This is a genomic window from Streptomyces sp. NPDC005281 (assembly GCF_040607495.1).
Taxonomy (GTDB): domain Bacteria; phylum Actinomycetota; class Actinomycetes; order Streptomycetales; family Streptomycetaceae; genus Streptomyces.
On the sequence record NZ_JBEXGX010000043.1, the window covers coordinates 1 to 24,179 of the forward strand.

The 24,179-nt window shown below is 72.0% G+C and carries 19 protein-coding genes and 2 pseudogenes; 13 read left to right on the top strand and 8 right to left on the bottom strand.

The window, feature by feature from the left end; translation table 11 throughout:
- The 3 genes and pseudogenes from ABZV42_RS37385 to ABZV42_RS37395 all read right to left on the bottom strand — a co-directional run.
- A pseudogene (locus ABZV42_RS37385) lies at positions 1-139 on the bottom strand (ATP-binding cassette domain-containing protein); the annotation flags it as partial.
- A 37-nt stretch (positions 140-176) separates the two neighbouring features.
- Positions 177-377, bottom strand: a complete 201-nt coding sequence (locus tag ABZV42_RS37390) for a MerR family transcriptional regulator (RefSeq protein WP_355984254.1) — start codon at positions 375-377, stop codon at positions 177-179.
- A 361-nt stretch (positions 378-738) separates the two neighbouring features.
- Entirely contained in the window at positions 739-1,719 is a 981-nt protein-coding gene (locus ABZV42_RS37395) for a sugar phosphate isomerase/epimerase (protein WP_355984255.1), read from the bottom strand.
- Positions 1,720-1,849: 130 nt separating this feature from the next.
- Here ABZV42_RS37395 and iolC point away from each other — a divergent pair, with 130 nt between their 5' ends.
- The 6 genes from iolC (at position 1,850) to ABZV42_RS37425 (ending at position 9,821) form a co-directional block, all read left to right on the top strand.
- Positions 1,850-2,800 carry a 5-dehydro-2-deoxygluconokinase gene (gene iolC / locus ABZV42_RS37400; RefSeq protein ID WP_355984256.1) on the top strand — a complete coding sequence of 317 codons (951 nt, stop codon included), beginning with the start codon at positions 1,850-1,852 and terminating at the stop codon, positions 2,798-2,800.
- The gene (locus tag ABZV42_RS37405) at positions 2,797-3,789 is read left to right on the top strand and encodes a deoxyribose-phosphate aldolase (protein ID WP_356055967.1); all 993 of its coding nucleotides are present in this window, start codon (positions 2,797-2,799) and stop codon (positions 3,787-3,789) included. Before iolC ends, ABZV42_RS37405 begins: the two co-directional genes overlap by 4 nt.
- A 7-nt stretch (positions 3,790-3,796) precedes the next feature.
- Entirely contained in the window at positions 3,797-4,639 is an 843-nt protein-coding gene (iolB, locus tag ABZV42_RS37410) for a 5-deoxy-glucuronate isomerase (RefSeq protein WP_356055969.1), read from the top strand.
- Positions 4,636-6,519: a 3D-(3,5/4)-trihydroxycyclohexane-1,2-dione acylhydrolase (decyclizing) gene (gene iolD / locus ABZV42_RS37415; RefSeq protein WP_356055971.1), complete on the top strand. Its 1,884-nt coding sequence runs from the start codon at positions 4,636-4,638 to the stop codon at positions 6,517-6,519. The genes iolB and iolD overlap by 4 nt, the downstream gene beginning before the upstream one ends.
- Before the next feature lie 14 nt (positions 6,520-6,533).
- Positions 6,534-8,036, top strand: a complete 1,503-nt coding sequence (gene mmsA / locus ABZV42_RS37420; RefSeq protein ID WP_355984259.1) for a CoA-acylating methylmalonate-semialdehyde dehydrogenase — start codon at positions 6,534-6,536, stop codon at positions 8,034-8,036.
- 375 nt (positions 8,037-8,411) lie between these two features.
- Positions 8,412-9,821 carry an APC family permease gene (locus ABZV42_RS37425; protein ID WP_356055973.1) on the top strand — a complete coding sequence of 470 codons (1,410 nt, stop codon included), beginning with the start codon at positions 8,412-8,414 and terminating at the stop codon, positions 9,819-9,821.
- 57 nt (positions 9,822-9,878) lie between these two features.
- On the opposite strand, the gene ABZV42_RS37430 is transcribed toward ABZV42_RS37425, so the two are convergent.
- On the bottom strand, positions 9,879-10,289 hold the full coding sequence (locus tag ABZV42_RS37430) for a GNAT family N-acetyltransferase (RefSeq protein ID WP_355984261.1): 411 nt from the start codon (positions 10,287-10,289) through the stop codon (positions 9,879-9,881).
- A 116-nt stretch (positions 10,290-10,405) separates the two neighbouring features.
- On the opposite strand from ABZV42_RS37430, the gene ABZV42_RS37435 reads away from it, so the two are divergent.
- From ABZV42_RS37435 to ABZV42_RS37445, 3 genes are all read left to right on the top strand, one after another.
- The gene (locus ABZV42_RS37435) at positions 10,406-13,090 is read left to right on the top strand and encodes an alpha/beta fold hydrolase (protein ID WP_356055975.1); all 2,685 of its coding nucleotides are present in this window, start codon (positions 10,406-10,408) and stop codon (positions 13,088-13,090) included.
- Positions 13,087-13,950 carry an ABC transporter permease gene (locus ABZV42_RS37440; protein WP_356055977.1) on the top strand — a complete coding sequence of 288 codons (864 nt, stop codon included), beginning with the start codon at positions 13,087-13,089 and terminating at the stop codon, positions 13,948-13,950. Before ABZV42_RS37435 ends, ABZV42_RS37440 begins: the two co-directional genes overlap by 4 nt.
- Before the next feature lie 206 nt (positions 13,951-14,156).
- Positions 14,157-15,785 (top strand): von Willebrand factor type A domain-containing protein, encoded by a 1,629-nt coding sequence (locus ABZV42_RS37445; RefSeq protein WP_356055979.1) that lies wholly within the window; start codon positions 14,157-14,159, stop codon positions 15,783-15,785.
- 85 nt (positions 15,786-15,870) lie between these two features.
- Here the strand turns inward: ABZV42_RS37445 and ABZV42_RS37450 are convergent, their stop codons facing one another.
- Both ABZV42_RS37450 and ABZV42_RS37455 read right to left on the bottom strand, forming a co-directional pair.
- Positions 15,871-16,278, bottom strand: a complete 408-nt coding sequence (locus ABZV42_RS37450) for a rodlin (protein WP_355984265.1) — start codon at positions 16,276-16,278, stop codon at positions 15,871-15,873.
- A gap of 198 nt (positions 16,279-16,476) precedes the next feature.
- Positions 16,477-16,887 (bottom strand): rodlin, encoded by a 411-nt coding sequence (locus tag ABZV42_RS37455; protein ID WP_355984266.1) that lies wholly within the window; start codon positions 16,885-16,887, stop codon positions 16,477-16,479.
- Positions 16,888-17,138: 251 nt separating this feature from the next.
- On the opposite strand from ABZV42_RS37455, the gene ABZV42_RS37460 reads away from it, so the two are divergent.
- The 3 genes from ABZV42_RS37460 to ABZV42_RS37470 all read left to right on the top strand — a co-directional run bounded on the left by ABZV42_RS37460 (position 17,139) and on the right by ABZV42_RS37470 (position 19,468).
- Positions 17,139-17,552 (top strand): rodlin, encoded by a 414-nt coding sequence (locus tag ABZV42_RS37460; RefSeq protein ID WP_355984267.1) that lies wholly within the window; start codon positions 17,139-17,141, stop codon positions 17,550-17,552.
- A gap of 316 nt (positions 17,553-17,868) precedes the next feature.
- On the top strand, positions 17,869-18,126 hold the full coding sequence (locus ABZV42_RS37465) for a chaplin (protein WP_356055981.1): 258 nt from the start codon (positions 17,869-17,871) through the stop codon (positions 18,124-18,126).
- 106 nt (positions 18,127-18,232) lie between these two features.
- Positions 18,233-19,468 (top strand): chaplin family protein, encoded by a 1,236-nt coding sequence (locus tag ABZV42_RS37470; RefSeq protein ID WP_356055983.1) that lies wholly within the window; start codon positions 18,233-18,235, stop codon positions 19,466-19,468.
- Between the two features lie 333 nt (positions 19,469-19,801).
- On the opposite strand, the gene ABZV42_RS37475 is transcribed toward ABZV42_RS37470, so the two are convergent.
- Positions 19,802-21,091: an NAD(P)-binding domain-containing protein gene (locus ABZV42_RS37475; RefSeq protein WP_356055985.1), complete on the bottom strand. Its 1,290-nt coding sequence runs from the start codon at positions 21,089-21,091 to the stop codon at positions 19,802-19,804.
- The gene (locus ABZV42_RS37480) at positions 21,091-22,563 is read right to left on the bottom strand and encodes an ATP-grasp domain-containing protein (protein ID WP_356055987.1); all 1,473 of its coding nucleotides are present in this window, start codon (positions 22,561-22,563) and stop codon (positions 21,091-21,093) included. Before ABZV42_RS37480 ends, ABZV42_RS37475 begins: the two co-directional genes overlap by 1 nt.
- A 168-nt stretch (positions 22,564-22,731) precedes the next feature.
- Between ABZV42_RS37480 and ABZV42_RS37485 the strand changes: the two are divergent.
- Positions 22,732-24,123: pseudogene (locus tag ABZV42_RS37485) on the top strand (glycosyl hydrolase); the annotation flags it as partial.
- Positions 24,124-24,179: the final 56 nt, after the last annotated feature.

Below are 24,179 nucleotides of genomic sequence, written 5' to 3' on the forward strand. Positions count from 1 at the left end.
TCGCCTCGGACAGCTTGGCCATGTCGGTGCCGTCGAGTTCGACGCTGCCCGCGGTGGGACGGTCGAGCCCGCCGAGCATCTGGAGCAGGGTGGACGTGCCGCCGCCGGTGGGACCCTGGATGACGAGCCGGTCGCCGTCGCCACCCCGGGGTGACACACCCCCCGACCGGACGCGGTCACCTGTCGTTGCGGCTCCGGTTTCCGGGGCGGGAGGCGGCCCAGGCTCGGACGGTGTCGGCGTACCAGTAGGGCTTTCCGGACTCGACGTGGTCGGGCGGCGGCAGCAGCCCGTGCTTGCGGTAGGACCGGACGGTGTCCGGCTGCACCTTGATGTGCGCGGCGATCTCCTTGTACGACCAGAGTCCGCGGTCGGTCATGAGTGGTACCTCCCCGCGCGCGCCACGGCGGCGGCCTGGGACGGCCGTCGGGGGAGCCGGGCGCTGCGCTGGTGATCACAAAGCCTGTGCCCGGTGAACGACGCGGTGCGAGAGCTGGACCGTGACCGTCGACCGGGTGTTACGCAAGACCCGCGTATACGCGACATGTGTGACACAGCGGTGTCTTTTGTGACACGAGTGACACATCGGCAGCAGTGGGGCGCGCGTGCCGAGTCTCCGGCCGTCGCCCGGCGAGGTCGCCCGCCCGGACCGTCCTGCGGGGCGTTGCGGCAGGCGTGAGGGCCCGCCGGGTCGCGAGCGTCCGGCGGGCCGGGGTCCGGGGTGCCCCGGGAGGCGGGCGTCAGGCCCCGCAGGACCTCAGGAACGCCCGCGTGCGCCGGGCGATCGGCAGCGGTTTGTCCGGCGGGCACGGGTACATGTCCTGCTCGACGATCGCGAAGAGCTCGACGCCGAGGTTCTGCGCGGCGGCGAGGACGGGTTCGAGCGCCGGTACTCCGGAGGGCGGTTCGCACATCACGCCGCGGGCGACGGCGGGCCCGAACGGCAGCTCCTCGGCCCGCACACCGGCCAGCACCCGCGGGTCCACCTGTTTGAGGTGGAGGTAGCCGATGCGTTCGCCGTACGTCTCGATGAGTTTGACGCTGTCGCCGCCGCAGTAGGCGTAGTGGCCCGTGTCCAGACAGAGCGACACCAGCGAGGAGTCGGTCGCGTCGAGGAAACGGGTGACGTTCTCCTCGCTGTCGATGTGCGTGTCGGCGTGCGGATGGACGACGACTTTCAGCCCGTAGCGCTCGCGCACCTCATGGGCGAGCCGCTCGGTCTGGGTGGCCAGATCGCGCCACTGGCCCGGCGTCAGCTCGCTTTCCTCCAGCACCGCCCCGGTCTTGTCGTCCCGCCAGAAGGCCGGGATGACCACGAGATGCCCGGCGCCCATCGCCTGGGCGAGCGCCGCGATGTCCGAGACGTGCGCCCAGGTCGACTCCCACACGTCGGGACCCCGGTGCAGTCCCGTGAAGACCGTGCCCGCGGAGACGCTGAGCCCGCGCCGGGCGGTCTCCTCCCGGAGAACGTCCGGATCGGTGGGCAGATAGCCGTACGGGCCGAGCTCGATCCACTCGTAGCCGGATCCGGAGACCTCGTCGAGGAAGCGCTGCCAGGGGACCTGCCGGGGGTCGTCGGGGAACCAGACGCCCCAGGAGTCGGGAGCCGAACCGATCCGGATGCGCGACAGTGAGGACGGAGGTGACGACCGAGGTGACGACTTCGGCGAGGGCTCGGCTGACGACTGCGGCGATGACTGCGGCGATGGCGACGACGTCATGGGCGTCAGCTTCCGGCGGCTCCAAAGAGGTGTCAAGCCCTGGTCCGAATGTCTGGACAAAACGTTGACAGGCTTCCCGTGCGGGGCTAGACCTGGGGGCAGCCGCAGGGACCGCGCGGAAGGGAACTCGATGGCGTACGAGCTGATCACCATGGGGCGGATCGGCGTGGACCTCTACCCGTTGCAGACGGGCGTCCCGCTGTCCCGGGTGACCTCCTTCGGCAAGTTCCTCGGCGGCTCGGCGACCAATGTCGCGGTGGCGGCCGCGCGGCTCGGACGGCGTACGGCGGTCATCACCCGAACGGGTGCGGATCCCTTCGGAACCTATCTGCACGAGGCCCTGCGCGACTTCGGTGTCGACGACCGCTGGGTCACCGCCGTCCCGGGACTGCCGACTCCGGTCACCTTCTGCGAGATCTTCCCGCCGGACGACTTCCCGCTGTACTTCTACCGGCAGCCCAAGGCCCCCGACCTGGAGATCGGCGCCCACGAACTCGACCTCGACGCCGTGCGCGACGCCCGCGTCTTCTGGATGACCGGCACGGGACTGAGCGCGGAACCCAGCCGCACGGCCACCCTCACGGCGCTGGCCCACCGGGCCCGTTCCGGTACGACGGTCTTCGACCTCGACTGGCGCCCCATGTTCTGGAGCGATCCCGCCTGCGCGCGCCCCTTCTACGCCGAGGCCCTGCGCCACGCCACCGTCGCCGTCGGCAACATCGACGAGGTCGAGATCGCCACCGGAGAACGCGAGCCGCACGCCGCCGCCGCTGCCCTCCTCGAAGCCGGGCCCGAACTCGCCGTGGTCAAACAGGGCCCCAAGGGCGTCCTCGCCGTCCACCGCGACGGCACCACCGCCGAGGTCCCGCCCCTCCCGGTCGAGGTCCTCAACGGTCTGGGCGCGGGTGACGCGTTCGGCGGCTCCCTCTGCCACGGACTGCTCGCCGGCTGGGACCTGGAGAAGATCATGCGTCACGCGAACGCGGCGGGCGCCATCGTCGCCTCCCGCCTGGAGTGCTCCTCCGCGATGCCCGCCCCGCACGAGATCGAACAGGCCCTCGCCGCCGGAGCGGTGCGGTGAGGGCGGGCCAGGTCGGCGGGGCCCACCACGAACACGGCGGCGACCGGGGATCGCTCGCCGCCACCCCCGTAACCCCCACCGCCTACGACCGGCTGCGCCCGCCGTCCCCCCGTGTCGACGTCTCCGCCCTCGTCCGCACCCGGGCCCGTCACCCCGAGGCGATCGCCGAGGCCGCCGCCCGGCGGGTGCGCCGGCCGCTGCTCGACGGCCCCGGGCGGCTGATGATCGTCGCGGCGGACCATCCGGCACGCGGCATGCTGACCGTCGGCGGCCGGGGGCTGGCCATGGCGGGGCGCGCCGATCTGCTGGAGCGTTTGTGTGTCGCCCTGTCCCGCCCCGGAGTCGACGGGGTGCTCGCCACCGCCGACATACTCGACGACCTGCTGCTGCTCGGCGTGCTCGACGGCAAGGTGGTCATCGGGTCGATGAACCGCGGCGGACTCGCGGGCTCCGCCTTCGAGCTGGACGACCGCTTCACCGGCCACCGTCCGAGGGACATCGAACGGCTCGGTTTCGACGCCGGCAAACTGCTGCTGCGCATCGACTACGACGACCCCGGGTCGCTGCGCACCCTGGAGTCCGCCGCCCGCGTGATCGACGACATGGCCGAACGGCAACTTCCGGTCTTCGTCGAACCGTTCCTCTGCCGTCGCCGGGACGACGGCACCCTGCGCAACGATCTGAGCGCCGAGGCCGTCACCAAGTCCATCGCCATCGCCGGCGGCCTGGGCGGCAGTTCGGCGTACACCTGGCTGAAGGTCCCCGTCACCGAGAACCCCGACGACATGGCCCGTGTCATGGAGACCTCCACGCTGCCCGCCGTCCTGCTCGGCGGCGATGTCGGCGAGGACCAGGAGGGTGCGTACGAGAAATGGCGCGGGGCGCTCCAACTCCCCACCGTGCAGGGTCTGGTGGTGGGCCGTTCGCTGCTGTATCCCGCGGACGGCGATGTCGCCCTGGCCGTGGACACCGCCGTAGGACTTCTGTGAGGACCGTATGAGCCGTCCGAGCAACGGGCTGTACGTGCCAAGGGGCACCGCCGCCGACGCCCACTACGCCCTCGACATCGACCCCGAACGGGCCGGCTGGACCCACAGCAGCCTGCGCGTCGTGGAGCTGGCCCCCGGCGGGACCCACATGTTCACCACCGGGGACAGCGAGTGGATCGTGCTCCCGCTCGGCGGCGGCTGCACGGTGCGCACCAAGGACGGCATGGAAGAGGAGGAGTTCCAACTCCTGGGCAGGCGGAGCGTGTTCGGCGGAGTCTCCGACTTCGCGTACGTTCCCCGTGAGGCCCGGGCCCAGATCGCCTCCGGCGCGGGAGGCCGCTTCGCCCTGGCAGGAGCGAAGTGCGAGCGCCGACTCCCCGCCCGCTACGGCCCCGCGCCGGAGGTTCCCGTCGAAGACCGCGGCAGCGGCAACTGCGCCCGCCAGGTGCGCAATTTCGCCGCCGCCGACGTCTTCGACTGCGACCGTCTCATCGCCGTGGAGGTGATCACCCCCGGTGGCAACTGGTCCTCGTATCCGCCGCACAAGCACGACGAACACCTGCCCGGCGTCGAGTCCCGGCTGGAGGAGATCTACTACTTCGAGATCGAGGGACCGGACGGGTTCGGCTACCAGCGCGTGTTCCCCTCCCGCGAGGGCGGTTCGGACGTCCTCGCCGAGGTCCGCACCGGCGACGCCGTCCTCGTCCCCGACGGCTGGCACGGCCCGTCCATCGCCCAGCCCGGACACGCCATGTACTACCTGAACGTGATGGCGGGGCCCGGCGCGGACAGGGAGTGGCGGATCCGCTTCCACCCGGAGCACGCGGAAGGCACAGGGGGATACCGATGACCTCGACGACGAGGCTGACGGTCGCGCAGGCGCTGGTGCGGTTCCTGGCCGCGCAGTACACCGAACGGGACGGCGCGCGCCGCCGGCTGATCGGCGCCACCTGGGGCATCTTCGGCCACGGGAACGTCGCCGGGATCGGTCAGGCGCTCGTCGAGTACGGCGACGAGATGCCGTACCACCAGGGGCGCAACGAGCAGGCCATGGTGCACGCGGCGGTCGGCTGGGCCCGCCAGTGCGGACGGCTGTCCGCGCACGCCGTGACCACCTCCGTCGGTCCCGGCGCCACCAACCTGGTCACCGGCGCCGCGCTCGCCACGATCAACCACCTCCCCGTGCTGCTCCTGCCCGGCGACGTCTTCGCGGCCCGCCCCGCCGACCCGGTGCTCCAGCAGCTGGAGGTGCCCTGCGCCGGGGACGTGTCGGTCAACGACTGTCTGCGCCCGGTGTCGAAGTACTTCGACCGGATCACCCGCCCCGAGGCCCTGATCCCGGCGGCTCTCCAGGCGATGCGTGTGCTCACCGACCCCGTCGACACGGGCGCCGTCACGCTCGCGCTGCCCCAGGACGTACAGGCCGAGGCGTACGACTGGCCCGAGGAGTTCTTCGCCGAGCGGATCTGGACGGTGCGGCGCCAGGCGCCCGACGCCGGTGAGCTGGCCCGTGCCGTCGCGGCGGTCCGCGGGGCCCGGCGTCCGCTGATCGTCGCGGGCGGCGGGGTCCACCACAGCCGCGCCGAGGAGGTGCTCGCCGACCTCGCCTCGGCCACCGGCATCCCGGTGGCCTCCACCCAGGCGGGCAAGGGCTCGCTGCGCTGGGACCACGCGCAGGACGTCGGCGGCATCGGCCACACCGGCACGGCGACCGCCGACGGACTCGCCCGCACCGCCGACCTGGTGATCGGCGTCGGCACCCGCTACACCGACTTCACCACCGCCTCGGGCACGCTGTTCGCGGCCTCGGGCGTCCGCTTCCTCAACCTCAACATCGCCGCGTACGACGGCCACAAGCTCGCCGGTGCTCCCCTGATCGCCGACGCGCGCACCGGTCTCGAAGCGCTGACCGAGGCGCTGCTCGCGCACCGCCACCGCGCGGAGCCCGCGTACGTCACCGAGTACACGGACGAGAAGGAGCGCTGGGAGTACCGCGTCGACGCGGCCTACGAGGCGCAGGACATCGACGTCCGGCCCACCCAGCCGCAGGTCCTCGGCGTCCTCGACGAGCTGGTCACCGAGGACGACATCCTGATCAACGCGGCCGGCTCGCTCCCCGGGGACCTGCACAAACTGTGGCGGGCGCGGTCGCGGGACCAGTACCACGTCGAGTACGGCTACTCGTGCATGGGCTACGAGATCCCGGCCGCGATCGGGGTGCGGATGGCGGCCCCGGAGCGGCCCGTGTGGGCGCTGGTCGGCGACGGCACGTATCTGATGATGCCGACCGAGATCGTCACCGCCGTCCAGGAGGGCGTCGCGATCAAGGTGGTCATCCTCCAGAACCACGGGTACGCGTCGATCGGCGGGCTCTCCGAGGCCGTGGGTGCCGAGCGCTACGGCACGGCGTACCACCGTCTGGCCGCGGACCGTACCTACACGGGGGTGTCGCTTCCGGTGGATCTCGCGGCCAACGCGGCCAGTCTGGGCATGCGTGTCCTGCGCGCGAGCACCGTGCGTGACCTGCGGGCGGCCCTTGCCGAGGCGCGTGCGGCGGACACTCCCACTTGTGTCTACGTGGAGACCGAAACGGCAGACACAGTGTCGGGCGCGCCCCCGGCCCAGGCCTGGTGGGATGTACCTGTGGCCGAGACCGCGACCCGCTCGTCGGCGGTCAAGGCCCGTGAGGAGTACGACCGGCACGTCGCCGCCCGACGCCGCCATCTGTGAAGGAGTGCATGGCCATGACGAAGACCGTCGACCACTGGATCGCCGGCAAGACCGTCGAGGGTGCGTCGGGTACGTACGGGCCGGTCACCGACCCGGCGACCGGCGCCGTGACCACTCGGGTCGCGTTCGCGAGTGTCGACGAGGTCGACGCGGCGGTCGCCGCCGCGAAGGACGCCTACGCGACCTGGGGCCTGTCCTCGCTGGCGAAGCGGACCACGATCCTCTTCAAGTTCCGCGCGCTGCTCGACGCCAACCGGGACGCGATCGCCGAGCTGATCACCGCCGAGCACGGCAAGGTGCACTCGGACGCGCTCGGCGAGGTCGCCCGCGGTCTGGAGATCGTCGAGCTGGCCTGCGGGATCACCACGCAGCTCAAGGGCGAGCTGTCCACCGAGGTGGCCTCCCGGGTCGACGTGTCCTCGATCCGCCAGCCGCTCGGTGTCGTCGTGGGCATCACGCCGTTCAACTTTCCGGCCATGGTCCCGATGTGGATGTTCCCGATCGCCATCGCGTGCGGCAACACCTTCGTCCTCAAGCCGTCGGAGAAGGACCCCTCGGCCGCCATGAAGATCGCCGAGCTGCTGGGCGAGGCCGGTCTGCCCGACGGTGTCTTCAACGTCGTGCACGGTGACAAGGTGGCCGTCGACCGGCTCCTGGAGCACCCGGACGTCGCCGCGGTGTCCTTCGTGGGCTCGACGCCGATCGCCCGCCACATCCACACCACCGCCGCCGCGAACCACAAGCGGGTCCAGGCCCTGGGCGGCGCCAAGAACCACATGCTGGTGCTGCCGGACGCCGACCTGGACGCCGCGGCCGACGCGGCCGTCTCCGCCGCCTACGGCTCGGCCGGCGAGCGCTGCATGGCGATCTCCGCTGTCGTGGCGGTCGGCTCCATCGGCGACGAGCTCGTGGCCAAGATCCGCGAGCGCGCCGAGAAGATCAAGATCGGCCCCGGCAACGACCCGGCGTCCGAGATGGGCCCGCTCATCACGGCCGTCCACCGCGACAAGGTGGCGTCGTACGTGAAGGGCGCCGCCGACCAGGGCTGCGAGGTCGTCCTCGACGGCACGGGCTACACGGTCGAGGGCCACGAGGACGGCCACTGGATCGGCATCTCGCTCCTGGACCGCGTGCCGGTGACGGCGGACGCGTACACGGACGAGATCTTCGGCCCGGTGCTGTGCGTGCTGCGCGTGGACACCTACGACGAGGGCGTGGCGCTGATCAACGCGTCCCCCTTCGGCAACGGCACGGCGATCTTCACCCGGGACGGCGGCGCCGCCCGCCGCTTCCAGCTGGAGATCGAGGCGGGCATGGTCGGTGTGAACGTGCCGATCCCGGTGCCGGTGGGCTACCACTCCTTCGGTGGCTGGAAGGACTCACTCTTCGGGGACCACCACATCTACGGCAACGACGGCACGCACTTCTACACCCGCGGCAAGGTCGTCACCACCCGCTGGCCGGACCCGTCGGAGGCCCCGGCAGGCGTCGACCTGGGCTTCCCGCGCAACCACTGAGGCCCCCGCGAACCACCCCGTCAAGCCGTCCGCGTAGCGGACGGCTTGACGTTTTTTTGACACCCCCGCAACGATTCCCGTTTGGCGGGATGAACCGGGTGACGCAGGTTACTTATCCTCGGAGCCTTGGAAAGCAAGGTCATTATTCGCAAAGTCCTGATGATTGCAACATGAGGGCGATGTCGCCTGGGAAAGTTATGTGACGTGCGTCGCTTCGCTCCTACGGATTCCGTAGGTAAACGGCCATTGACGCAACGGTTTCCGTCAAGGTTCCATCAGGGCGGGAGCGGACGAGAACGAAGAACGACGCGAGCCGCCGGAGGCGATATCGCTCCCGCCCGAACACCTGATGCACGAGTCGATCGGAACCGCCTGATGACCGACACGCTCCGCCCCGTCGAGACCGCCGTCCCGGACGCAGCCCCGACGGAGACCGGGAACCCCAAGACGCTCAAGCGTTCCATCGGCGTCGTCGGCGGCACCCTGCTGACGCTCTCGTGCGTGACGCCCGCCTCGACCCTGTTCGTGGTCATCCCCGACCTCTTCGGGTCGCTCGGCACCGCGACCGCCCTCACGATCGCGATCGGCTCGCTGCTCTGCATCGCCGTGGCGTTCTGCTACTCGGAACTGGGCACCCTCATCCCCAGCGCGGGCGGCGAGTACGCCATGGTCTCGACGCTGGCCGGACGGCTCGCGGGCTGGCTGGTCTTCGTGATGTCCCTGCTGGTGGTCATGATCGTCCCGCCGGTGATCGCCATAGGCACCGCCGACTACCTCGCTCCGCTCGTGCATCTCGACCCGGCGATGACCGGCGCCGGCGTGATGCTGCTGGCCACCCTCGCAGGACTGCTCGACCTGCGCGCCAACGCCTGGATCACCGGCATCTTCCTGGTCCTGGAAGTCATCGCCGCCGGTGTGGTGGCCCTGCTGGGCTTCACGCACAGCCACCGCGGCCTGGGCAGCCTGACCTCCATGCAGGTCGCCGGGACCGGCGGCCACACCGACCCCGTGACGGCCATGCTCGTCATCTCCGGGCTCGCCATCGCCCTCTTCGCCACCCAGGGCTTCTCGACCGCCGTCTACCTCTCCGAGGAACTGGAGAACCCGCGCCGCAACGTCGCCCGCACGGTGCTCGCCACCCTCGCCATCTCCACGGTCGTCATCCTGGTCCCGGTCGTCGCCATCACCATGGGCGCCTCCGACATCACGGAGCTCACCGGCGGCGACATCAGCAGCATGGTCACGGCCTGGTCCAACTCGGCCGTCGGCACCTTCGTCAGCCTCTGCGTCGCCCTCGCGATCATCAACGCGGGCATCGTCATGGTCATCCAGAACTCGCGCGTCCTGTTCGCCTCGGCCCGTGACAAGGCGTGGCCCCAGCCGGTCAACAACGGTCTGTCCAGGCTCGGCCGGTTCGGCTCCCCCTGGGTCGCCACGCTGCTGGTGGGCGTCCCCGGCGCCGCCCTCTGCTTCGTCAACCTCGACACCCTGTACGGCGTCACGGGCGTGGCGGTGACCGCCATGTACCTGCTCGTCGCCGTCGCCGCCCTGCTCTCCCGGCGCGGCCACCACCGCCACACCCCCGCCTGGCGGATGCCGCTGTGGCCCGCGATGCCGATCCTGCTGATCGTCGTCCTCGCCTACGTCCTCACCCAGCAGGAGACGCAGTACCTGCTGTGGACCGGCGGAATCACCGCCGTCGCCACCCTCTACTGGGCCTTCTACCTGCGCCCGCGCCGCGACACCCGCTGGCTGGTGTCGATCCCGGAGGACGCGCAGGCCTGACCGGAGCGGTCCGCCCGGCGGCTCCCTCCCCCCGGGCCCAGCCCCCGCACGGCAGCCTCACCCGAAGTCCCACGTCATCACCGTGCACATCCCGTCGTCCTTGCCACCCGCGCTGCGGTACGTGGCAAGGGCGACGTCGTTTCCGGCCTCCACCCCCACCCACATCCCGTAGCAGCCGCGTTCGCGGGCCAGGGCGGCGAGTTCGCGGACCAGCGCCCGCCCGGTGCCCCGCCGCCTGAACGGCTCCGCCACCGCCAGCTCGTACAGGAACATCTCGGTGCCCTTGTCCGGGTGGACCGTCTCGACGCCGCTGACGAACCCCACCGGAACCTCGCCCTCGTAGGCCAGGAACAGATGATGGCCCTGCGCCTCCAGGAACCGCCGGGCCCACTCGGGACGCACGGGGTGGTCGAAGAGGTACTCGGCGGCGGTCAGTTCCAGGACGGTGGCGGCGCGGCGCAGCTCCATGGGGGGTTCGTACCACGGACGCGGTACACGGAACCCCCGCGGTACTCCCGTGGGAGGGGTGCCGGTTCAACCCGGCGGCTGCCCCCGATGTCGGTGCTCGCCCGTACCGTTGAGGCATGGATCTTCGACTGCCCCGGCCGCGCGGGCCGCGCCGGGGGCAACTCCCCGCCCGCACGACGGCGCGAGCCCGCGGGAGGTGGGCGGCCGCGGCCGCGGCCCTCGTGGTGCTCGCCGGCGCGGGCACCTGGACGGCCGTCGCCTCCGACGACGCGCCCGCCGTGCACCGCACCGACCGCGTGATGGCCATGGACGGCGGAGTGCGGCTCGACACCTCGTACTTCACCACGGGCCCTTCCTCGCGGCGCCGGCCCGCCGTCCTGCTCGCGCACGGCTTCGGCGGCAGCAAGGCGGACGTACGCCCCGAGGCGGAGAAACTCGCCCGCGACGGATACGCGGTGCTGACCTGGTCGGCGCGCGGCTTCGGCAGGTCCACCGGCCGGATCGGGCTGAACGCCCCCAAGGGCGAGGTCGCCGACGTCTCCCGGCTCGTCGACTGGCTCGCCCGGCGTCCCGAGGTCCGGCTCGACAGGAGCGGCGACCCGCGCGTGGGAGTGGCGGGCGCCTCGTACGGCGGGGCGATCTCCCTGCTGGCCGCCGCGAACGACCCGCGCGTCGACGCCATCGCCCCGTCGATCACGTACTGGAACCTCGCGGACGCCCTGTTCCCGAACGGCGTGTTCAAGAAGCTCTGGGCCGGCATCTTCATCAACTCCGGCGGCGGCTGCGCCCGCTTCGAGCCCGAGCTGTGCGCGATGTACAACCGCGTCGCGGAGTCCGGGAAGCCGGACGCGGCGGCGGTGAAGCTCCTCCAGGAACGCAGCCCCTCCGCCGTCGGCGACCGCATCAAGGTCCCCACCCTCATCACCCAGGGCCAGTCCGACTCCCTCTTCCCGCTCGGCCAGGCCGATGCGATGGCCAGGGCGATCAAGGCCAACGGCGCTCCGATCGACGTCGACTGGATCTCGGGCGGACACGACGGCGGCGACATGGAGACGGACCGCGTCACCTCCCGTGTCGTCTCCTGGTTCGACCGCTATCTGAAGGACGACAAGGGCGCCGGCACCGGCCCCGCCTTCCGCGTCACCCGCACCGGAGGCGTCGACTCCACCGACGGCGCCGCCCTGCTGCGCGGCGCGAGCGCGGACACCTACCCCGGGCTGGACAGCGGCCGCCACACCATCGCGCTGAGCGGCCGTGAGCAGAGCTTCCAGAACCCGGCCGGCTCCAGTCCGCCCGCCATCTCGGCCCTGCCGGGACTCGGCGGCTCCGGTGGCCTCGCCCAGCTCTCCACCCTCGGCGTCGGAGTCTCCCTGGACTTCCCCGGCCAGTACGCCCGCTTCGAGTCCGCGCCCTTCCGGGACGACCTGCGGATCACCGGCTCGCCGACCGTCACCGCGCACATCAGGTCCAGCACCGACGACGCGGTCCTCTTCGCCAAGGTCTACGACGTCGGTCCCGGCGGCACCCAGCAGGTACTGCCCTCCCAGCTCGTCACCCCGGTCCGTATCGAGGGCGCGAAGAGCGGCGAGGACGTGCGCCTCACCCTTCCCGCCATCGACCACGCCGTCCGGAAGGGCCACCGGCTGCGCCTGGTCCTCGCCTCGACCGACCTCGGCTACGCCTCCCCGGCGGCCCCGGCCACGTACACCGTGGCCCTCCAGAGCGCCCTCCGGGTGCCCACGGCCCCCGCGGTGAGGACCGCCGCCGCGCCGCTGCCCTCCTGGGCGTGGTGGCTGCCGCTCGCCGGCGCGCTCGCCGCCCTGGCGCTGCTGGTGACCGGCCGCCGCCTGACCGGCGCCCCGGCACCCGACCCCGAACTGGCCGAAGTCCCCCTCCAGATCACCGGCCTGAGCAAGCGCTACGCCAAGTCGGCCGACCGGTACGCGGTACGGGAGCTGTCGTTCCGCGTGGAGAAGGGCCAGGTCCTCGGCCTGCTCGGGCCGAACGGCGCGGGCAAGACCACCACCCTGCGCATGCTCATGGGCCTCATCAAGCCCGACGAGGGCGAGATCCACGTCTTCGGGCACGCGATCCGTCCCGGCGCGCCCGTCCTCTCCCGCGTCGGAGCGTTCGTCGAGGGCGCGGGCTTCCTCCCGCACCTGACCGGCCGCGAGAACCTGGACCTGTACTGGCAGGCCACCGGCCGTCCCCCCGAGGACGCCCATCTGGAGGAGGCTCTGGAGATCGCCGGCCTGGGCGACGCGCTCGCCCGCGCGGTGCGCACCTACTCCCAGGGCATGCGCCAGCGTCTCGCCATCGCCCAGGCCATGCTCGGCCTCCCGGACCTGCTGATCCTCGACGAACCCACCAACGGCCTCGACCCGCCGCAGATCCGCGAGATGCGCCAGGTGATGATCCGCTACGCCGCCGCGGGCCGCACGGTCATGGTCTCCAGCCATCTCCTCGCCGAGGTCGAGCAGACCTGCACCCACCTCGTGGTCATGGACCGCGGCCGGCTCGTCCAGGCGGGCCCGGTCGCCGAGATCGTCGGCTCAGGCGACACCCTGCTCGTCGGCACCGGGACACCCGTCGACGAGCCGGTCGTCGAGAAGGTGGCCGCTCTGCCGGGCGTGCTCTCGGCCGTCGCGACCGAAGACGGACTGGTCGTCCGCCTCGACCCCGACGGCAGCGCACAACGCCTGGTCGTGGAACTCGTACGCCTCGAAGTACCGGTGGCGTCGGTGGGACCCCACCGCCGTCTGGAAGACGCGTTCCTCACCCTGATCGGAGGCTCCGCATGAGCACGCTCCTCGAGCGGACCGAGACCGCGGACGGGTACCGGGCGCGCCGCACCCTGCCGCTGCGCGTCGAGCTCGTCCGCCAGCTCAAGCGCCGCCGCACCCTGGTGATGGGGGCGGTCCTCGCGGCCCTGCCCTTCGTCCTGCTCGTCGCGTTCGCGATCGGCGGCCAACCCGGCGAGCGCAACGGCCGGATCACCCTGCTGGACACGGCCACCGCCTCCGGCGCCAACTTCGCCGCGGTGAACCTGTTCGTCTCCGCGGGCTTCCTCCTGGTGATCCCGGTCGCGCTCTTCTGCGGCGACACGATCGCCTCCGAGGCGAGCTGGTCCTCCCTGCGCTATCTCCTGGCGGCACCCGTTCCCAGAGCCCGGCTGCTGTGGTCCAAGCTCACCGTCGCGCTCGGGCTCAGCCTCGCGGCGATGGTCCTGCTGCCGGTCGTCGCGCTGGCCGTGGGCACCGCCGCCTACGGCTGGGGGCCCCTGGAGATCCCCACCGGCGGCGCGCTCGCCGCGGGAACCGCCGCACAGCGACTGCTCGCGGTGATCGCGTACATCTTCGTGTCCCAACTGGTCACCGCGGGGCTCGCGTTCTGGCTGTCGACGAAGACGGACGCACCGCTCGGCGCGGTCGGCGGCGCGGTCGGCCTGACCATCGTCGGCAATGTCCTGGACGCGGTCACCGCCCTCGGCCACTGGCGCGACTTCCTGCCCGCCCACTGGCAGTTCGCCTGGGCCGACGCCATCCAGCCGACACCGGAGTGGGGAGGGATGATCCAGGGGGCGGCCGTCTCGGTGACGTACGCGCTCGTCCTGTTCGCCCTGGCCTTCCGCGGCTTCCGGCGCAAGGACATCGTGTCGTAAGGGGTGTCGTTCGGACCGGCGAGGACCCGGGCCGGTCCGAACGGCACCCCCAGGTCCCCGGAAGATCACCTACCGGTCTCGAAGGGCCCTCGCCGTGGCCGCTTCGCAATCCTTCCGCAACGCATCCGAGCGCTCGTCCCGGTCCCCTCGGCCGTCACAGTCACACAGGTCGGCCCACACAAGGGCCGCACGCCGAGGGGGCACTGATGGGGATGAACCACATGCGGAGGGCGGCCGAAGCGGACCGCCCACGCCGAAGCGCGCGGACGGCGACGTGTCGGGGGTTCGGCGGATCGCTGCTCGCCCTGACGGTGGCGGGCGCGGTGCTGCTCACCGGATGCGGCGCGGGCGGCGGCAACAACTCCACCGACGGGGCGGACAAGTCGGGGCGCCGCAACCTCCCGCTGCCGGCCCCCGGCCGGCCGACGGGCGGCGCGGCCAAGGGCGACGAGCAGGGCGAGCGGTCGGACGCCCCCGAGGCCACGCCGTCGGCCGACTACCTGTCCACCTTCGCCCTCGACGTCGACACCGCGTCCTACGGCTACGCCCGCCGCACCCTCGCGGGCGGCCGTGCTCCCGACCCCGCGACGATCCGCCCCGAGGAGTTCGTCAACAGCTTCCACCAGGACTACCCGCGCCCCGAGGGCAACGGTTTCTCGGTGTCCGTCGACGGCGCCCGTACGGACGACGGACGCTGGTCCCTCGTCCGGGTCGGGCTCGCCACCCGGCCCGCCGAGAACGAGCGCGAACGCCCGCCCGCCGCCCTCACCTTCGTCATCGACGTCTCGGGCTCCATGTCGGAGCCGGGCCGCCTCGACCTGGCCCGGGAATCCCTCGACGTGATGACTGACCGGCTGCGCGACGACGACTCGGTCGCCCTGGTCACCTTCAGCGACGAGGCCGAGACCGTGCTGCCGATGACCCGGCTCGGCGACCACCGTGCCCGCGTCCACCGGGCGATCTCCGGCCTGGAGCCGACCGACTCGACCAACCTCGGCGCGGGTGTGCGGACCGGGTACGCGACCGCCGTCCACGGGCTGCGCGAGGGCGCCACCAACCGGGTCGTCCTGATCTCCGACGGCCTCGCCAACACCGGCGACACGGACGCGGACGGCATCCTCGAACGGATCTCCTCCGCCCGCCGCCTGCACGGCGTCACCCTGTTCGGCGTCGGTGTCGGCAGCGACTACGGGGACGCCCTCATGGAACGCCTCGCCGACAAGGGCGACGGCCACACGACGTACGTCTCCAGCCGCGACGAGGCCCTCACCGTCTTCTGCGACCAGCTTCCGCAGAACATCGACCTCACCGCGCGCGACGCCAAGGCGCAGGTCGCCTTCGACCCCGGGACGGTCGAACAGTTCCGGCTGATCGGCTACGACGACCGCAAGGTCGCCGACCAGGACTTCCGCGACGACCGGGTGGACGGCGGCGAGGTGGGCCCCGGCCACACGGTCACCGCTCTCTACGCCGTCCGCACCCGCCCCGGTGCCTCCGGCCATCTGGCCACCGCGACCGTTCGCTGGCTCGACCCCGACTCCCGCGCCCCGCACGAGGAGTCCGGCAGCCTGGAGACCAGCGACCTGTACGACGGCGTCCGGACCTCGCCGAACTCCTTCCAGGTCACCGCCGTGGCCGCCTACTTCGCCGACGTCCTGCGCTCCGGTGACGCCCGGTGGAGCTCCCTGCCCGGAGTCCCGCCCCTTCACGAACTCGCCTCGCGGGCGCGCCTCCTGGCGAACGCGACCGAGGACAAGGACGTTGCCGCGCTCGCCACCGCGATCGGCCGGGCCGAGGAACTGCACATCTGCGCCGACGACTGCGCGGCCCGTTGACCACCCGTCACGCGCGAGCCCACGGGTAGCACGGGAAGGCGGGCCGCTCCGAGGAGCGACCCGCCTTCCCGTGGTGCGGGGGCGATCAGCTGCCGAGGGCGCCGTTGCCCGACAGGACCGGGATGTTGTCCAGGATGTGCGAGAGCGGCTCGTCGCCCTTGGCCTGGGTGGAGTTCTCGGTGCACTGCTGGTTCTGCGGGGCGGAGAGGACCGGGACGTCCTGGAGGCCGATCTGCGCCAGGCCGGCGATGTTCTGGACGTTGAGCTTGGCCGGCAGGCCGACACAGGGCTTGTTCAGCGAGCCCTGGACCAGCGAGAGCTGGGGGCTCATGTCGCCGAACGTGGCCTGGTTGCCGTACTTCTGGACGGCTCCGTTGCCGTTGACGGTGGTGACACCGTCGTCGTTGCCGATGGCCAGCGCCTGCGGCGCGGTGACAGCGGAGACACCGGCGAGGGAGGCGGCGATGACCGCGGTCGCCCAGAGCTTCTTCATGTTCGTTTTGCCCTTTCGGAGAGCGACTCCGAGCGGAGCCGCGTCATGATCAACAGTGCTGCGGATGGTGTGGTTGCGAGGTTTCCCCCGAATGGCCCGCGGAGTACCCGGGGCCGGCGCTCGCCGCCGCTGCCGTCGAGGGGGTGGCAGCGGCAGCGCGCCGCCGGATAGCGGCGGCGCGCTGTGCGCGGCGAAGGATCAGCTGCCGAGGGCGCCGTTGCCCGACAGGACCGGGATGTTGTCCAGGATGTGCGAGAGCGGCTCGTCGCCCTTGGCCTGGGTGGAGTTCTCGGTGCACTGCTGGTTCTGCGGGGCGGAGAGGATCGGGACGTCCTGGAGGCCGATCTGCGCCAGGCCGAGCACGTTCTGGGCGTTGAGCTTGGCGGGCAGGCCGATGCAGGGCTTGTTCAGCGACCCCTGGATGAGCGCCATCTGCGGGCTCATGTTGCCGTACGTGGCCTGGTTGCCGTAGATCTGCGAAGCGGCGTTGCCGTTCGCCGTGGTCACGCCACCGTCGTTGCCGATGGCCATCGCCTGGGGCGCGACGGCAGCGCTGGCTCCGACGACGGAAGCGGCGATCGCCGCAGCAGCCATAACCTTCTTGATCACTTGCTGATCCCTTCTGGAGAAACCCCGTCCACCGGAGCGACCTGGACAACTGACCCCGGGCCGCATAGTTGCTGCGATTCACCCCAATGGCCCATGTGAACGGCGTAGCGAGTAAATCCTCAGGCCATAGGTCAGGTGAACTCCGGAGGGTTCCGCGATCCGTTCGGGTGATGAGGTGCAACCAATCGCCCCGGCTGCGGTTGAGGTGGCAGCAGGAATATGTTTCACCAGCAGAAAAGGAACCCGGAGAAATGTTCAAGAAGGCAATGGCCGTGGCAGCGGTCGCGGCTTCCGTCGTCGGTGTCTCGGCGGCGGTCGCCCCGCAGGCGCTGGCGATCGGCAACGACAACGGCGTCACCACGGTGAACGGGAACGGTTCCGAGCAGTCGTACGGCAACGCCCTGACCAAGGGCGACATGAGCCCCCAGCTCTCCGTCGTCCAGGGCTCCCTGAACAAGCCCTGCATCGGCCTGCCGGCCAAGGTCAACGCCCAGAACGTGCTCGGCCTGCTGGCGCAGGTCGGCGCCCAGGACGTGCCGATCCTCTCCGCCCCGCAGAACCAGCAGTGCACCGAGAACTCCACCCAGGCCAAGGGCGACGAGCCGCTCTCGCACATCCTGGACAACATCCCGGTCCTGTCGGGCAACGGCGCGGTCGGCAGCTGACCGTCCCGCTCGGGGCCCGGACCGCACGCCGTTTCGAGGCGGGCGGTCCGGGCCCGTCGCATTTTTATCGTCGTATGTATGAACTCCGTTGCTGCCGTGTTGACATTCCCGCTCCGGGCGAAACGCTTCTTCTTCGGACGGAGCGTTTCGCCTGTTGTGAAGCTTCCGAGCTCATTCCGGGCAGGGCGATTCGAGTGAATTCCCAATGGGCGTACGTTCCGCAGTTTCTTCGGCGGTCCGTCCCTCGTTCACAGCGTGCAGGTCATGATGCGAGCCGTCCAAGTCGAGCTCGCTCGGTTTCGGCCGACAAAGGGGCATGACCGCAGAGAAGGGAAAGCACGTGAAGCTCAAGAAGAGCGCTTCCGTCGTCGTCGGCGTGATCATGGCTCTGGGCATGGCCGCCCCGGCCTTCGCGGACTCGGGTGCCGAGGGCGTCGCCGCCAACTCTCCCGGTGTCCTCTCGGGCAACGTGATCCAGGTCCCGATCCACATCCCCGTCAACGTGTGCGGCAACTCGATCAACGTGATCGCTCTGCTGAACCCGGCGATCGGCAACCACTGCGCCAACCACTGACGTTCCGGCACCTCAGCCGCCTCCGGCTGTGCCACGGCCGGCCTTGGACCGCCTCGCGGACCCCAAGGCCGGCTTCCTCACTTCTCCCAGCAGGAAGACAACAAGAGTGCGACAGAACCTGAGTAGGGGAGTGGTCCTGGCCGCGGCTGCGACAGGCATCATGTCCCTGTACGCCAGTCCGGCCTTCGCGGACTCCAACACGACCGCGGCCGCTTCGGACTCACCCGGCGTGGCCTCGGGAAACAACGTCCAGGTTCCGGTGAACGTGCCGCTGAACCTCTGCGGCAACACGGTCGACGTCGTCGCGGCCCTCAACCCGGCGTTCGGCAACTCCTGTGCCAACGGATCGGTTTCGCCGGGCAGGCACGCGGCGCCGCACCACCCCGACCGGCACGACGCCGGCTCCGCGCACCACCCGGGGCGTGGCGTCGGTGGTCACGGCGGCACCGACCACACGCGCGGCCACGGCGGCCACCCCGGCGGCCATGCCTCCGACCACGCCGGTTACGGCGGCCACTCCGGTGGCCACGGTGTCGAGCACGGTGGTTACGGCGGCAACTCCGGCGGCGAGCACGGTGGTTACGGCGGCGAGCACGGTGGCTACGGCGATGAGCACGCCGGTTACGGCGGTCACCCGGCCGGTGGTCACGGCGGTGAGCACGGCGGCCGGAGCGGCCACGGCGGTCACCCGGCCGGTGGCCATGGCGGTGAGCACGGCGGGCAGAGCGGCTACGGCGGTGAGCACGGCGGTCATGGCGACTCGGGGTACGGCCACTCCGGATACGGCGACTCGGGCTACGGCGACTCCCGGCACGGCCACTCCGGTCACGTGAACCCGGGGCACGGAGACTCGGGCGCCCACCACGGCGGTTGGAGCGGCTCCTCGTCGTACGGCGCGGCGCACGGCTCACCCGGTGTCCTGTCCGGCGACCAGGCCGCGGCCCCGGTCGACGTCCCGGTCGAGCTGTGCGGCAACTCCGTGGACGTGGTCGGTCTGCTGAACCCCGTGTTCGGCAACGAATGCGGCCACCACCACGCGCCGGACGGCCACGCGACGACCCCGCACCACTGCACTCCGCCCGCGACCCCTCCGCACACGCCCCCGCGGACGGTTCCGCAGCCGCCGAAGACGCGCACGCCGCACACGCCGCACACGCCGGTCGTGCACACCCCGTCCGTGAAGGTCCACGAGCAGCCCATGGTCCCGCCCACGGTGCACACCCCGCCCACACTGGCGGAGACCGGAAGCGAGGGAATGATCCTGGACGCCGCGATCAGTGCCGCCCTGCTGGCCGGCGGCACCCTGCTGTACCGGCGAAGCCGGGCCGCCTCCCGCCCGTGACGCCCGCTCCGGGTGCCGCTCGCGTCCGCGCGCCCGGCACCCGGAGTTCGGCCCCGCACCCTTTCGGCGCGGGGCCGATTCGTGCCGTACTGGCGCTCCCGCCAGGGGCCCGGACTGCGTGCTTCCGTCCGGAGCCGGACTGCGTGCTTCCGTCCGGAGCCGGACCATGCGTGCCCGCCTGGAGCCGGACCAATGTGTGCCCGCCTGGAGCCCGGACCGCGTGCTCCTGCCTGGAGCCCGGACCATGCGCTCCCGCCCGGAGCCGGATCCGGGCACCTTCCGGCTCCGCACCTTCCGGCGCCGGGCGGACCGGCGCCGGGTGTCCGGCCGGGGTCAGCGCCCGGTGCCGTGCCCCAGGTCCGATCCCTGCCGGAGGCCTTCGCCTTGCCGAAGGTTCCCTCCGGGCGCCGGGATCCGGCCGCCACCCGGCCCCGTACGCAGCCGCCGCCGGACACCGCGCACCAGCGTGTCCGCCGTGAAGCCGGCGCCGTGCACGAAGCGCATGGCCGGGCCGTAGGCGGAGGCGGTGATCAGGCCCGCCATGAAGAGCCCCGGCACCGACGACTCGAAGCCCCGGCCGATCGCCGGGGCACCGTCGGACAGGGCCACCAGACTCGCGCGCAGTTCGTCGTCCAGCAGGCCCAGCCGCTCGCGCCGGGCCCTGAACCCCGTGGCCGCGATGACATGGCCGGTCTCCAGACGGGCCCGCCTGCCGTCCCGGTCCACCGTTTCGAGCCGTACGCCGATGCCCGAGCGGTGGGCGGACGTGACCTCGTGACCCGGCATCAGCTCGACCGCCCGATCCACGCGGTCGCGGACCCACCAGGCACCCGCGGGGCCCAGCGCGCCGGCCGTGATCCGGACCCGGGTGGGTTCCGGGAGCCGGTGGAAGAGGCCGGGGCGCTCGGCGTAGAACCAGTTGCGCCAGCCGCAGCCCAGACCGCTGTGCGGCGCGCGGGCGGACCGCCACCACGGCCGCTCCCAGGCGGGCGGCACGTCGTTCCAGGACAGCCCGGCCGCGCGGGCCAGGACCCTTGTCCGGGTGCCCTGTTCGGCGAGCAGGGCGGCCGTCTCCAGGGCGGCCTGACCGCCGCCGATCACGGTGACGTCCCCGCCCCGGAAGCGGGAGAGGTCGGCGTGACGGCTGCTGTGCGACACCCGCTCGGGTCCCAGGCCGTTCAGTGCGGCAGGCAGCTCGACGAAGGGCATCACACCGACGGCCAGGGCGACCGTGCGGGCGCGCAGCACCTCGCCGTCGTCGGTCAGGACCTCGAAGCCCCCTGGACACCCCCGTACGTGGACGGCCATGCGTTCGTCGACGTCGGGCACGGCGTTGCGGGCGAACCACAGGCCGTACGAGGCGAACATCTCGACCGGGATCGGCTCACCGTGCCGGGCCGCCACACCCCGGCCCGCGCAGTACGTCTCCAGGCGGAGACGGCCTCCGGGGTCGGAGAGGCTGGACGCCCACGGCTCCGACTTCAGGAACATGCCGCGGGGCATGTGGTCGCGCCAGGAGGCCATCGGGCGGCCGAGGACGCGCAGTCCCAGCCCGGCGGCCGCCGCGTGGGACGCGATGGACAGGCCGTAGGGTCCGGCTCCCACCACCAGGAGGTCGTACATCAGTGGCTGCTCGCTTTCTCTTCGTCGGTGTGGGCGCGGGCAGGGGAGCCCGCGGACGGGGCGGCCGGACCGCCGGAGACCGGGGCGGACGTCCGCGGGGCGCGGGGACCCGGGCGCGGGCGGCCGGCGCCGCCTCCGAGGCGCGGTCGTGCGACGGCCGCGTCACCGCTCCCGGCTACCGCTCGCGCCGCCCCGGCCGCCGCCGCCCCGGCCGCCTCCGTGCCGGCCGCCGGAGTCGTCCCGGGAGCGTCGACGGCTATCCCGGTCGTCCTCGCCGGGACAGCCGGTCCGCGCAGCAGACGGCCCGCGCGCTGCGCCTGGCGCGAAGCCACATGGCGGGCCCACAGACCCCACATCACCCGTCCGGGAGCGCGGTCGTCCGTCGCGTGCCAGGCCAGTTCCCGCTCCGGGCCGCGGCGCCGCAGGGCGCGGAGCGGCGCGTAGTTCTCCACGACGAACGCACGGCCCGGCAGCGGGGCCGGGGCGGGCAGCGGACGGCGGGTCAGGTCCAGGTGCAGGGCGCGTACGACGTCCAGGCCCGCCCCGTCCTCGAAGAGCCGGAACTGGGCGCCGGGGCGGGGGTTGAAGTCGAGCAGGTGGTAGCGGCCCGTCGTGTCGTCCCTGCGGAAGTCGAGGTCGAAGATGCCGCGGTAGCCGAGGGACCGGGTGAGCCGTCCGACGAGGGCCTCCAGCGCCGGGTTGGGCGTCCAGCGGCCCACCGTCGTGAGGCCCGCCCCGCGCGGCCAGGCGCCGTGCTTGCGGCCCGCCCCGCCGCCGTGCGTCACACCGGCCCCGTCGACGTATCCGTGGAAGAACCAGTCGCGGTCGGGCCCCGGCGGCAGATAGGCCTGGAGCAGCAGCGTGCTGCCCGCCTCCGCGGTGCGCAGATACAGGGCCTCGGCCTCCCGCGCCGAGCGGACCACCACCGTGCTGCGCAGGCCTCTCCCGACCGGGATCAGCCAGGGCCGGCTCCACTTGGCCACCAGCGGCAGCCCCAGTTGCCAGGCCGCGGCGGCCGCCTGCGCCGGACTCCCCGGAATCAGGGTCACCGGGTGGGGAACGCCCACGCTCTCGCACACGGCGGCCAGTTCGGCCTTGTCGGCGACGCGCTCGGCGAGCCCGCGGGGCTGCCGCGGCAGCAGGAAACCCGCGGAGAGCTCCTCGTCCAGGGCGTTCACCGCGAGGGCGCTCTCGTCATCCAACGGGACCAGTACGGCGGGCCGGGAAACCCGGGCGGCCACTTGGCGCAACAGCGCGCCGACGTCCGCGACGGGCGAACCGGGTGGCGGCGGAGGGTGCGTCTCGCTGACGAAGCGCGACCTGCGGACGGGACTTCCCCCGGAATCGGCGACGAGGTACACCTCCACACCTGCCCTGCCGAGCGAGCGCACGGCCCCCAGCGTTCCGTGGTGAAAGGGATTCCGGTCGATGCGCAGCAGGACGGCGGGGACCCGGTCGTCGAGACGGTGCACGGGCTTCTCCTTCGGAATCGGGCCGGGCTCGGTGACAGGGCGAGTCACCCTTGCGAGTGATCGTCAGAACGTGAGGCCGGAACACCGGTTGGCTGGATCGGAATCCATGTGACTGAGTGTCAGTAATTCGGGAGGGACATCCGAGGATCAAGAGGGAGAGGAGCAGGCATGGCCCCACAGCAGCAGCGGCCCCGGAGCGGAAGGCTGGCGTTCATCGCGGCCGGCATCGTCACGTCGGTCGCCCTCGCGTCCGGTCCGGTATACGCCGTGGGCGCGGGGGCGGTGGGGGTGGGTGACCCGCCGCCGGCTCCGACCCCCACGGCGGCGAAACGGCCCGCGAACTCCTCGGCCGCAGCGGGCGCTTCGGCCATGAGCTCTTCGGTCGCGGGTGCTTCGGTCAGCGGAGCCTCGGTCGCGGGTGGTCCGGTCACGGGCGCTTCGGCAGCGGCTGCTCCGGCCTCGGGCGCGAGACCGGCCGCGGTGCCGGGATCCGCACCCACCGGGCCGCCGTCCGCGACCGCCGCCGCTTCCACGACGCCCGTCGCGGGCCGCGTGGAGCCCGCGCGGCCCGCCCGGCAGGGCCACGCCGGGCAGCCCGCCTTCGGCGCCTACCTCGACTACGGTCCCGAGGGCATCGCCCGTATCGAGCAGCTCAGCCGGTGGCTGGGCGGTACAGAACTGCGGGTCGGACACACGTATCTGCCGGGCGATCGCTGGAGCAACATCGAGGGTGCCCCCGGATTCCTGGACGCCTGGGCGGCCTGGCGCCGTCGGCAGGACGACCGGATGCTCGTCCTCAACGTCCCGATGATGGAGCGCAACGAGGAGGGCTTCTCCGACGGCCAGGTCCGCGGGCTGCTGCGCGAGGCCGAGACCGGGGTCTTCGACCACCATTTCCGCGCGCTCGCCGAGCGGCTCGTCGAGCTGAGGGTGCCCGACACCGTCATCGTGCTCGGCTGGGAGATGAACGGCATCACGTACACCCATCGCTGCGGTCCCGACCCGGAGGCCTGGAAGAAGTACTGGAACAGAATCGTCACCACCATGCGGTCGGTGCCGGGCCAGAGGTTCCGGTTCGACTTCGCCCCGAACCGCGGCCGGGACGCCGTTCCCTGGACCGAGTGCTATCCGGGGGACGACACCGTCGACGTCATCGGCATGGACGCGTACGACCAGCCGTCGGGGCTTTCGTTCGACGAGCAGGTGAAGGAGCCGTACGGGCTCCAGGAGCAGGTGGACTTCGCGAAGGCCCACGGCAAGTCGATCTCCTATCCCGAGTGGGGCCTCTACCACAACGGTGACAACGCGACGTACATGAAGGACATGCTCGCGTGGATCGACGAGCACAAGCCGCTGTACAACACGCTCACCGACTACTGCCCGCACGGTGTGTGGCAGTGCCAGGACAACCCGCTGGCGGCCAAGGCCTACCGGGCCGCCCTGTCCCAGCTCGCCGCTCCGCTGCCCACCGGTCCGGCACCGGCCCCGACGCCGACCCCGACGTCCGAACCGGCCTCGACACCGACACCCGCGGTCTCGACCCCGATCCCGACGCCGACATCCGAACCGGCCTCGACACCCACACCCGCGGCGACCTCCACGCCCAAGCCGGTTTC